Source organism: Desertihabitans aurantiacus (assembly GCF_003344635.1).
Classification (GTDB): Bacteria; Actinomycetota; Actinomycetes; order Propionibacteriales; family Propionibacteriaceae; genus Desertihabitans; species Desertihabitans aurantiacus.
Genome location: NZ_QPKK01000130.1, coordinates 1 through 10,591, shown reverse-complemented (window position 1 = coordinate 10,591; position 10,591 = coordinate 1). Strand labels below are relative to the sequence as shown.

General features: G+C 72.7%; 10 protein-coding genes. 9 read left to right on the top strand and 1 reads right to left on the bottom strand.

Annotation, left to right across the window (positions count from 1 at the left end; all coding sequences use genetic code 11):
• Nucleotides 1-191: 191 nt before the first annotated feature.
• The 3 genes from DVA66_RS11585 to DVA66_RS11575 all read left to right on the top strand — a co-directional run bounded on the left by DVA66_RS11585 (nucleotide 192) and on the right by DVA66_RS11575 (nucleotide 2,672).
• The gene (locus DVA66_RS11585) at nucleotides 192-575 is read left to right on the top strand and encodes an MmcQ/YjbR family DNA-binding protein (protein WP_114560229.1); all 384 of its coding nucleotides are present in this window, start codon (nucleotides 192-194) and stop codon (nucleotides 573-575) included.
• Between the two features lie 125 nt (nucleotides 576-700).
• On the top strand, nucleotides 701-1,066 hold the full coding sequence (locus DVA66_RS11580; protein WP_114560228.1) for a DUF485 domain-containing protein: 366 nt from the start codon (nucleotides 701-703) through the stop codon (nucleotides 1,064-1,066).
• A gap of 1 nt (nucleotide 1,067) precedes the next feature.
• Nucleotides 1,068-2,672 carry a solute symporter family protein gene (locus DVA66_RS11575; protein ID WP_114560227.1) on the top strand — a complete coding sequence of 535 codons (1,605 nt, stop codon included), beginning with the start codon at nucleotides 1,068-1,070 and terminating at the stop codon, nucleotides 2,670-2,672.
• Between the two features lie 9 nt (nucleotides 2,673-2,681).
• Here DVA66_RS11575 and DVA66_RS11570 read toward each other — a convergent pair whose 3' ends face one another.
• Nucleotides 2,682-3,086: a RidA family protein gene (locus DVA66_RS11570; RefSeq protein WP_114560226.1), complete on the bottom strand. Its 405-nt coding sequence runs from the start codon at nucleotides 3,084-3,086 to the stop codon at nucleotides 2,682-2,684.
• Nucleotides 3,087-3,337: 251 nt separating this feature from the next.
• Here DVA66_RS11570 and DVA66_RS11565 point away from each other — a divergent pair, with 251 nt between their 5' ends.
• From DVA66_RS11565 to DVA66_RS11540, 6 genes are all read left to right on the top strand, one after another.
• A complete protein-coding gene (locus DVA66_RS11565; protein WP_114560225.1) occupies nucleotides 3,338-5,005 on the top strand; it encodes an ABC transporter substrate-binding protein in 1,668 nt (555 codons plus the stop codon).
• A complete protein-coding gene (locus tag DVA66_RS11560) occupies nucleotides 5,002-6,054 on the top strand; it encodes an ABC transporter permease (RefSeq protein ID WP_232821918.1) in 1,053 nt (350 codons plus the stop codon). Before DVA66_RS11565 ends, DVA66_RS11560 begins: the two co-directional genes overlap by 4 nt.
• Nucleotides 6,054-6,983, top strand: a complete 930-nt coding sequence (locus DVA66_RS11555; protein WP_114560224.1) for an ABC transporter permease — start codon at nucleotides 6,054-6,056, stop codon at nucleotides 6,981-6,983. The genes DVA66_RS11560 and DVA66_RS11555 overlap by 1 nt, the downstream gene beginning before the upstream one ends.
• On the top strand, nucleotides 6,980-8,041 hold the full coding sequence (locus tag DVA66_RS11550; protein ID WP_114560223.1) for an ABC transporter ATP-binding protein: 1,062 nt from the start codon (nucleotides 6,980-6,982) through the stop codon (nucleotides 8,039-8,041). The genes DVA66_RS11555 and DVA66_RS11550 overlap by 4 nt, the downstream gene beginning before the upstream one ends.
• A complete protein-coding gene (locus tag DVA66_RS11545; RefSeq protein WP_198671686.1) occupies nucleotides 8,038-9,132 on the top strand; it encodes an ABC transporter ATP-binding protein in 1,095 nt (364 codons plus the stop codon). Before DVA66_RS11550 ends, DVA66_RS11545 begins: the two co-directional genes overlap by 4 nt.
• 46 nt (nucleotides 9,133-9,178) lie before the next feature.
• A partial coding sequence (locus tag DVA66_RS11540; protein WP_157973967.1) for a glycoside hydrolase family 125 protein occupies nucleotides 9,179-10,591 on the top strand: 1,413 nt, incomplete at its 3' end.

Sequence of the window (10,591 nt, the reverse complement as noted above, 5' to 3'; positions counted from 1 at the left end):
GGCGGCTCGCGCGCTGGGGGCGGCTCGGGCGCTGGCGTCGACTCGCGCGCTGGGGGCGGCTCGGGCGCTGGGGGCGGCTCGGGCGCTGGGGCCGGGTTGGGCGCAGACCCCATCACCACGCGCCGAGCCTGTCGGAGCGCGGGCCGTCGGAGGCTCTGCCGGTTGTCGGTGCCCGGTGGCAGGCTGCTGCCATGGCGAAGGTCGAGCGGCCCGAGGTGCCGGGGTGGATGGTGCGGCGCATCGCCGGCATCCTCGAGCGGTTCCCCGGGTGCGAGCAGGAGGACGCCTGGACCGGCGTCCGCTGGCGCGTCGGGCAGGCGACGGTCGCGCACGTCTTCGGCGGGGAGGACCAGCTGTTCCGCGTCACCTTCCGCGCCCGCCCGGACGAGGTGGCGGCCCTGGAGCACATGGGCCCGCCCTACTTCCGCTCCGGCTGGGGCGGCGACGTCGTCGGGCTGGTGGTCGACGAGCACACCGACTTCGAGGAGCTGGCCGAGCTGCTCACCGACTCCTTCTGCGTGCAGGCCCCCCGCCGGCTGGTGGAGCAGCTCGGTCTGCCCGAGCCCCAGGTGTAGACCGGCTGGGGCTGGTGACGCGACCGCGGCGCCCGCCGCACGGTGCTGGCGCCGGCCCGCGCGGGGGCCTAGCGTGGCCGCAGACCCACCGCCGGGTCCGGATCGACGACGATGCGGAGAGGCCCATGGACACACCCCACCCCCAGGTCCACCAGCGGTACGAGGCGGTCGCCGCCCGGCCCGAGTTCGACGAGCTGCGCCGGCGCTACCTGCGCTTCGTGGTGCCGGCCACGATCACGTTCATGGCGTGGTACGTCGTCTACGTCGCCTGCAACAACTGGGCCCGCGGCTTCATGAACCAGCAGGTGGTCGGCCACGTCAACGTCGCGGTCGTCTTCGGGCTGCTGCAGTTCGTCTCCACCTTCGCCATCGCGGTGCTCTACGCGCGCTACTCGATCCGCCGCCTGGACCCGCTGGCCGACGAGCTGCGTGAGGACTTCGAGTCGGGCTCCGCCCGTGGCGTCCCCGGCGCCGAGGGACGGGGGCGCTGACATGAGCAGCCAGGTGCTGATCATCGTGCTGTTCTCGGTGGTGGTGGCGCTCACCCTGGGCATCACCATCTGGGCGTCGCGGCAGAACCGCAGCGCCGCGGACTACTACGCCGGCGGCCGCAACTTCTCCGGGCTGCAGAACGGGCTGGCCATCGGCGGGGACTACATGTCGGCCGCCTCGTTCCTCGGCATCTCCGGCTCGATCGCGCTGTACGGCTACGACGGCTTCCTCTACTCGATCGGGTTCCTCGTCGCCTGGCTGGTGGCGCTGCTGCTCATCGCCGAGCTGCTGCGCAACTCCGGGCGCTACACGATGGCCGACCAGCTGGCCTACCGGATGCGTCAGGTGCCGGTGCGCTCCGCGGCGGCGCTGTCGACCATCGTCGTCTCGATCTTCTACCTGCTCGCGCAGATGGTCGGCGCCGGCAGCCTGGTCGCCCTGCTGCTCGGGCTGGACTCCCCCGTGCTCAAGAACACCGTGATCGTGCTGGTCGGGGCGCTGATGATCATCTACGTCACCTTCGGCGGCATGAAGGGCACCACCTGGGTGCAGATCGTCAAGGCCGTCCTGCTGATGGTCGGCTCGCTGCTCATCACCGTGCTGGTGCTCGCCCAGTTCGGGTTCAACCTGTCCGAGCTGCTCGGCGCGGCGGCTGAGGCCTCGGGCCAGGGCGAGGCGTTCCTGCAGCCGGGACAGCTGTACGGCAAGAACCTCGCCGGGCAGTTCGACTTCCTCTCCCTCGGCCTGGCCCTGGTGCTCGGCACCGCCGGCCTGCCCCACATCCTCATCCGCTTCTACACCACCCCGACCGCCCAGGCCGCCCGCAAGTCGGTGCTCTGGGCGATCGGGCTGATCGGCGCGTTCTACCTGATGACGCTGGTGCTCGGATTCGGCGCCGCGGCGCTGGTGCCGACCGGGGAGGGCTCCGCGGTGCGCGAGTCCGCGGGCAACGTCGCCTCGCCGCTGCTGGCCGAGGCGGTGGGCGGCGGCGAGGGCAGCATCGGCGGCGCGGTGCTGCTGGCGCTGATCTCGGCGGTGGCCTTCGCGACCATCCTCGCCGTGGTGGCCGGGCTGACGCTGACCTCGGCCACCTCGGTGGCCCACGACCTCTACGCCACGGTGGTGAAGAAGGGCGAGGTGACCGAGCGGCAGGAGGTCCGGGTGGCCCGGATCGCCGCCTTCGTCATCGGCGCGGTGGCGATCGCCCTGGCCATCCCGGCGCAGAGCCTGAACATCGCCTTCCTGGTCGCGCTGGCCTTCGCCGTCGCGGCCTCGGCCAACCTGCCCACGCTGATCTACAACCTGTTCTGGCGGCGGTTCAACACCACCGGGGCATTGGCCAGCATGTACGGCGGGCTGGTCGCCGCGGTGGGTCTGGTGGTCTTCTCCCCGGTGGTCTCCGGGGCTCCGACCTCCCTGCTGCCCACGGCCGACTTCGCCTGGTTCCCGCTCAACAACCCCGGGCTGGTCTCCATCCCGTTCGGGTTCCTCTGCGGGTTCGTCGGCACCCTGCTCGGCGGCAGGGACGGCTCCGGTGAGCGCTACACCGAGCTGCAGGTGCGCTCGCTCACCGGCGCCGGGGCGGAGAAGGCCACCTCGCACTGACCCAGCCGGTCAGCCCAGTGCGGCCAGGGCGTCGATCTCGACCAGCATCTCCTCCCGCGGCAGACCCACGAAGACGGTGGTGCGGCAGGGCAGCACGTCGCTGCTGCAGTGCTCGGCGAGGAACGCCCCGTAGGCCTCGTTCATCTCCGCGAAGTGCGCCCGCTCGGTGAGGTAGACCCGCAGCGAGAGGACGTCGTCGAGGTCGGCCCCGCCGGCCAGCAGCACCGCGCGCACGTTCTGCAGCGTCCGGGTGGTCTGGGCGGCGACGTCACCGGGGAACAGGTACTCCCCGGTCGCCGGGTCCTGCGGGCCCTGCCCGGAGACCTGCAGCAGGTTGCCCTTGCGCACCCCCTGGGAGAACGTGAAGGCGGGGGCCGGGGCGTCGTCGGTGCGGATGGCGGTGCGTTCGGTCATCAGATCTCCTTGGTGTGACGGGTTGCGCCCGGGCGGACGCGGCCGGTGCCGGGGCACGGGGCTACAGGGTCCAACGTAACGGCTTGGTTACCACTGCTGCCGCCGGGTTTTCTTTTATTCGGACAGTATGCGAACTTATTCCTCGACGGCCGAGCGGATGCCCCTCCTACCGCAGAGACGGCCGTGGCCCCGTGTCACGGTCCCGCATCGGTCTGACCAATGTCGCTCTGTGCATCCGGAGGTAACTCGCCGTGACCCATCGCTCCAGGCTCTTCGCCGCCGCCGCCCTCGCCACCGTCGGTGGTCTGCTGCTCGTCGGCTGCAGCAGCCCCACGTCCTCCTCCGACGGCGGGAGCGGGGAGACCCCGCCGCTGACGGTCGACATGGCCTTCAGCGGCTCGGTGATCCAGAGCAACTTCAACCCGTTCCTCAGCTCGGCCACCCAGGGCACGCGCAACTACATGTTCCAGACGCTGATGAACACCGACATCATCAACGGCGGCGAGTTCACGCCGTGGCTGGCCAGCGGCTACGAGCTGTCCGAGGACGGGCGCACCCTGACGGTGCACGTCGAGCCGGAGGCCACCTGGTCCGACGGCACGCCGGTCACCGCGGAGGACGTCCGCTTCACCCTCCAGCTGGCCAAGGACAACCCGGCGCTCAACCAGCGCGGTGCCCAGTTCGAGACGGTCACCGCCGTCGACGACAAGACCGTCGAGTTCACCTTCGCCGAGCCCGGCTCCACCCTGCTCGCCGGCATCTTCGCCACCTACATCGTGCCGAAGGCGCAGTGGGAGGGCGTGGACGCGCAGACCTTCACCAACGACCAGCCGGTGGTCAGCGGGCCCTACGAGCTGGGCCGCTTCAGCCCCCAGCAGGTCACCCTCTCCCTGCGCGAGGACTACTGGCGCACCTCCGACATCCAGGTCGAGACGATCAACATGCCGATCATCAACTCCTCGACCCTGGTCTCCCAGCTCGAGCGCGGCCAGGTCGACGTCTCCGGTGCGGCCATCCCCAACCTCATCGACGGCTACGTCAGCACCTCCGACCAGCACGGCTACTTCTACCCGACCTACGGCGGGCTGTACCTCGTGTTCAACCACGACGTGCCTGCGCTGCAGGACGTCCGCGTCCGGCGCGCGGTGATGCTGGCGATGGACAAGCCGCAGCAGATCGAGCTGGTCACCCAGGTCGGCGCCCAGCCGATCAGCCAGACCGGGCTGGACGCCACCACCCTCTCGGACTGGCTCGACCCGCAGTACACCGAGCCGGTCGAGCGCGACCTCGAGGGCGCGCGCGCCGAGCTGGAGCAGGCCGGCTACACCTTCGACGCCGACGGCCGGGCGATCGGCCCCGACGGAGCGCCGCTCACCCTCAGCTACGGCGAGGTCGGCGACTTCGCCGACTCCGTGCAGCGGGCCCGGATCATCTCCCAGCAGCTCGCCGAGATCGGGATCACCGTCAACGTGGAGACCGCGGCCAGCAGCACCTACAGCTCCGAGCGCGCCAACGGCGGCTACGACCTGGTGGGCTACGGGTTCGCCTACGGCAACACCCCGTACGTGTTCTACAACTCGATGCTCAACAGCTCGCTGGCCGGCGGCGAGGACGGCAGCCCCAGCAGCTACGCCAACTACGGGCGCTGGCGCGACGAGGAGACCGACGCCGCGCTGGACCGCTTCGCCGCGGCCTCGGCGGTCGAGGAGCAGCGCGAGGCCGGCTACGAGCTGCAGCGGATCGTCACCGAGGAGGTGCCGTTCGTGACGCTGTCCAACATCACCGCAGGCTGCGCCTACACCACCGCCAACTGGACCGGCTTCCCCAGCGAGGACGACCCCTACGGCGTCTGCGCCCCGTGGTTCGCCGGCAGCTCGGTGGAGGACATGCTGGCCAAGCTCGAGCCCGCCGGCTCGTGAGCGCCACCACCGGCGTCGCCCCCGTCCAGACCGCCGGTCGGCGGTCCGGGGCGCGGGGCGGCGCGCTGCGGGTGATCGCCCGGCGCTGCCTGTTCTACCTCGGCACGGCCTGGGCCGCGATCACCCTGAACTTCCTCATCCCGCGGGTGATGCCCGGCGACCCGGCCTCGGTGATCATCACCCAGCTGGCCCAGCGCCAGCCGATCACCCCCGAGACCGAGCAGGCGATCCGGGCGCTCTTCGGCCAGCCGGAGGGCAACATCGCCCAGCAGTACGTCGACTACCTCGGCGAGCTGTCGCAGGGCAACCTCGGGCTGTCGACCACCTACTACCCCCAGCCGGTGTGGGAGGTGATCTCCACCGGGCTGCCCTGGACGCTGACCCTGGTGGGCGTCACCACGGTGATCGCCTTCCTGCTCGGCACCGGGCTCGGCATCCTGTCCGGCTCCCGGCCGGGACGGCTGGCGGACTCGGTGATGGCGCCGCTGGCCACCCTGCTCGGCTCGATGCCCTACTTCTGGGTGGGCACCCTGGCCCTGCTGGCGTTCTCGGTGACGGTGCCGTGGTTCCCGTCGCAGAACGGGTCCGACCTGTCGCTGGACCCGGGCCTCTCGGTCGAGTTCATCGCCAGCGCGATCCACCACGCGGTGCTCCCGGCGCTGACGATCATCGTCTCCTCGATCGGCGGCTGGTTCCTCGGGATGCGGAACATGATGATCACCACCATCGCCGAGGACTACGTGCAGCTGGCCGAGGCCAAGGGGCTCTCGCGGTGGCGGGTGATGATGAGCTACGCCGCCCGCAACGCGATGCTGCCCCAGGTCGCCGGGCTGGCGATCTCGCTCGGCTCGGTGGTCGGCGGCTCGCTGCTGGCCGAGGCGGTCTTCGCCTACCCCGGCGTCGGCTACCTCTTCTACCAGGCCGTGGTCAGCCTCGACTACCCGCTGATGCAGGCGCTGTTCCTCACCATCTCGCTGTCGGTGCTGGCGGCCAACTTCGTGGCCGACTCGATCTACGTGCTGCTCGACCCGCGCACCAGGGAGGCCTGATGACCGCGACCACCCCGGCGACCGCGCCGGCGACCACCGCCCAGCCGCGCCGCTTCCGGCTCCGGCTGACCCGCAACCGCAAGGCCCGCGCCGGCCTGCTGATCCTGGCCGTCTACGCCTTCGTGGCGATCTTCGGCCCCACGCTGGTCACCCACCTGCTGGGGCAGTCCCCCACCGCCTTCACCGGGCAGGTGCTGGCCCCGCCCTCGGCCGAGCACTGGCTGGGCACCAACCAGGACGGCGTGGACGTCTTCGCCCAGCTGATCTGGGGCACCCGCTCCTCGCTGCTGGTCGGGCTGATCGCGGCCTCCACGTCCACCGTGCTGTCCGTCCTGGTCGGGCTGGTCGGCGGCTACTACGGCGGCGTCCTCGACCAGGTGCTGGGAGCGGTGACCAACGTGTTCCTGGTGCTGCCGGGCCTGCCGCTGGTCATCGTGCTGGCCGGCTACCTGCAGGGCCGCGGCGGGTCGATCGCGGTCGCGATCGTCATCGGCGTCACCGGCTGGGCCTGGGGCGCACGCTCCAAGCGGATCCAGACCGTCTCGCTGCGCAACCGCGACTTCGTCACCAACGCCAAGCTGATGGGTGAACGGGACGCCCGCGTGATGGGTGCGGAGATCCTGCCCAACCTGCTGCCGGTGATCTCCTCCACGCTGATGCTGGCGGTGGTCACCTCGATCCTGGCCGTCTCCGGTCTGGAGTTCCTCGGCATCGGCGACGTCAACACCGTCAGCTGGGGCAGCATGCTGCGCCAGGCCCAGGAGCGCCAGGCCCTCTTCTCCGGCGCCTGGTGGTGGTTCGTGCCCCCGGGTGCGGCGATCACCCTGCTCGGCGCGGCCGCCGGACTGGTCAACTTCGGCGTCGACGAGATCACCAACCCGCGGCTCCGGGTGCCCCGTGCGCCGCGCGTGAAGGGAGGACGGGCATGAGCCCCACCACCGCCCCAGCCGCCGCGGGCACCGCCACCACCGAGGCCCCCGTGCTGCTGGACGTCCGCGGGCTGCGGGTCGACTACGGCCAGCCGGGTGACCCGCTGCTGGCCGTCCGCGATGTCGACCTGCAGATCCGCCGCGGCGAGGTGCTCGGCATCGCCGGGGAGAGCGGCAGCGGCAAGACCACCCTCATCACCGCCCTGCTGCGGCTGCAGCGCCCGCCGGCCCGCACCACCGCCGGCACCGCGCTGCTGCACCCGCGACCCGGGCAGGACGGCCCTCCGGTCGACCTGCTCACCGCCTCCCGCAGGGAGCTGCGGGCGCTCCGCTGGGAGCGGCTGTCGGTGGTCTTCCAGAGCGCCATGAACGCGCTCAACCCGGTGCACCGGCTGGAGAGCCAGTTCATCGACACCCTGGCCGCGCACCGGCGGATGTCGCGGACCGACGCCCGCGCCCACGCCCACCACCTGCTCGAGCTGGTCGGCATCCCGGCCTCGCGGGCCCGCTCCTACCCCCACGAGCTGTCGGGTGGGATGCGCCAGCGCGCCACCATCGCGCTCGCGCTGGCCTGCGAACCCGACCTGGTGGTGATGGACGAGCCCACCACCGCCGTCGACGTGGTGATGCAGCGCCAGATCCTGGCCCAGGTGCAGCGACTGCAGGCCGAGTTCGGCTTCGCGATCGTCTTCATCACCCACGACTTCTCGCTGCTGCTCGAGATCGCCGACCGGTTGGCGATCATGTACGGCGGCCGGATCGTCGAGACCGGCACCCCGGCCGAGCTGGCGGGCGACCCTCGGCACCACTACACCGCCGGCCTGCGCGACAGCTTCCCGCCGCTGCGCGGGCCGCTGGTCCCGCTGCGCGGCATCCCCGGCTCTCCGCCGGACCTGCGCACCGCCGGCATCGGCTGCAGCTTCGCCGACCGCTGCGCCGGCGCCCAGGAGGACTGCCGCAGCACCGTCCCGCCGCTGTTCGTCGAGGGCAGCCGGGCCCACGCCTGCCTGCACCCCGTCGGCACCCCCGCTCCCAGCTCCCCCGGAGGACGACCGTGACCAGCCCCACCGACGAGCGTCCCACCGACGAGCGCTCCGCCGGCCGCCCCGTCCCGGCCCGTCGGGCCGACGACCGCCCGGTGCTCGCCGCCCGCGACGTCACCGTGCACTTCCCCACCAAGGGCGGCGCGGTGCACGCCCTGGACGGGGTCAGCCTGGCCCTGCACCGGGGCCGCACCCACGCGGTGGTCGGCGAGAGCGGCAGCGGCAAGTCGACGCTGGCCCGCACCCTGGCCCTGGTGCAGCAGCCGACCGCCGGCACGGTGGAGCTGCACGGTGCCCCGGTGGAGGCCGCGCGCCGCCGCCGGCAGCGCCGCGAGTTCGCCGCCACCGTGCAGCTGGTGCTGCAGGACCCGTTCAGCTCGCTCAACCCGCTGCACCCGGTGCGCTACCTGCTCAGCCGGCCGCTGCTGCTGCACCGGCCGAAGATGCCGGCCGAGCAGCTGGAGACCGAGATGCTGCAGCTGCTGGAGCGGGTGGCGCTGGTACCGGCCCGCCGCTTCCTGGACGCCCGCCCGCACGAGCTCTCCGGCGGGCAGCGCCAGCGGGTGGCGATCGCCCGCGCCCTGGCCGTCCGGCCCGACGTGATCCTCGGCGACGAGCTGATCAGCATGCTCGACGTGTCGCTGCGGCTGGAGGTGCTCAACCTGCTCGCCACCCTGCGCGACGAGGAGGGGCTGGCGATGCTGTACATCACCCACGACATCGCCACCGCGCGCTACTTCGCCGACGAGATCACCGTCCTCTACGCCGGTGAGGTGGTCGAGACCGGCTCCGGCGAGGACGTCACCCAGACCCCCGCGCACCCCTACACCCGGCTCCTGGTCGAGTCCTCCCCCGACCCCTCGCCGGAGTCGCTGGCGGCCGGTCCGGGCGGGGACGGGGAGCGTCCGCGGGCCGACGCGGTGGCCGCCGAGCCGCCGGACCTGATCTCCCCGCCGTCGGGCTGCCGGTTCCACCCGCGGTGCCCGTTGGCGCGTCCCCGCTGTGCCGAGGCCTCCCCGCCCTCGGTGGAGGTCGACGATGGTCACCGGGCCCGCTGCTGGGCGCTGACCGACGACGAGCAGTACCAGCGCGGGTCCGCCGCCTGACCCCGTCAGGCCGCTCCCTCGACGACCCCGAACACCGGAGGCCCGGATGACCAGCCCGTCCCCCCACCGCGACCTGCTGCCCAGCGCGGTGGTCGACGACCTCGCCCGCCAGCTCGCCGAGGTGGCCGGCGAGGCCGTCGCCACCGTCTTCGCGCGCGCGCTGCGCGAGACGGTCGAGCGCACCCTCACCCGCCACGAGGACGGCACGGCGTTCGTCGTCACCGGCGACATCCCGGCGATGTGGCTGCGCGACTCCACCGCCCAGTGGCAGCCCTACCTGCTGCTGCTGGAGGAGGCGCCCGGTCTGGCCGACGTGCTGGCCGAGGTGCTGCGCCGGCAGTTCGCCTCGATCCGCCACGACCCGTACGCGAACGCGGTCAACGACGGGCCGACCGGCGCCGCCTGGGACACCGCGGACAACCACCCCGACCCGCGGCTGTGGGAGCGCAAGTACGAGGTGGACTCGCTGGCCTTCCCGGTGCTGCTGGCCCACCGCTGGTGGCGGGCCACCGGGTCGACCGCGGTCTTCGACGACGGTGTCCTGCTCGGGCTGCGCCGGGTGGTGCAGCTGTGGCGGCGCGAGCAGCAGCACGAGGCGCAGTCGACCTACCGGTTCCGCCGGCCCAGCCGGCTGGCCAGCGAGACCCTGGCCCGTCACGGCCTCGGCGGACCGGTCGCGGTGACGGGGATGACCTGGTCGGGGTTCCGGCCCAGCGACGACGCCTGCGCGTTCGGCTACAACATCCCGGCCAACCTCTTCGCCGCCCGCAGCCTGGACCGGGTGGCCGAGATCGCCGCGTCCGTCTACGGCGACGACGCGCTGGCCGCCGAGGCCACCGCGCTGGCCGCGGAGCTGCGGGACGGGGTGGAGCGCCACGGCGTGGTCGAGCACGAGCGGCACGGCCGGGTGTGGGCCTACGAGGTCGACGGCATGGGCGGCACGCTGCTGGCCGACGACGCCAACATGCCCAGCCTGCTCTCGCTGCCGCTGCTGGGCGTCTGCGCCACCGACGACGAGCGCTACCTCGCCACCCGGGCGCTGGTGCTCAGCCCCGACAACCCGTGGTACCACGCCGGCTCGGCCGCGGCCGGGATCGGCAGCCCGCACACCCCCGACCGCTACGTCTGGCCCATCGCGCTGGCGGTGGAGGGGCTCACCAGCACCGACCCGGACCGGCCGCTGGAGCTGCTGCGGCTGCTGGCGGCCACCGATGGCGGCACCGGCTACCTGCACGAGGGCTTCGACGTCGACGACCCCACCCGCTGGACCCGGGAGTGGTTCTCCTGGGCCGACTCCGCCTTCTGCGAGCTCGCGCTGGCCGTGCTCGGCCGCCGGGTCAGCGACCTGGACGCCGCCCCGCCCGCCCCGGCGTCTCCCGCGACCGCCCGCCCGGTGCGCCGGCGCGACCTCGGCGCCACCGCGGACTGGACCGTCCGGCCGGTCGACGGCGAGGCCGGG

Coding starts and splice junctions, on each gene's coding strand:
- DVA66_RS11575 (WP_114560227.1), top strand. CDS start 1,068: ATGAGCAGCCAGGTGCTGATCATCGTGCTGTTCTCGGTGGTGGTGGCG.
- DVA66_RS11570 (WP_114560226.1), bottom strand. CDS start 3,086: ATGACCGAACGCACCGCCATCCGCACCGACGACGCCCCGGCCCCCGCC.
- DVA66_RS11550 (WP_114560223.1), top strand. CDS start 6,980: ATGAGCCCCACCACCGCCCCAGCCGCCGCGGGCACCGCCACCACCGAG.
- DVA66_RS11580 (WP_114560228.1), top strand. CDS start 701: ATGGACACACCCCACCCCCAGGTCCACCAGCGGTACGAGGCGGTCGCC.
- DVA66_RS11585 (WP_114560229.1), top strand. CDS start 192: ATGGCGAAGGTCGAGCGGCCCGAGGTGCCGGGGTGGATGGTGCGGCGC.
- DVA66_RS11555 (WP_114560224.1), top strand. CDS start 6,054: ATGACCGCGACCACCCCGGCGACCGCGCCGGCGACCACCGCCCAGCCG.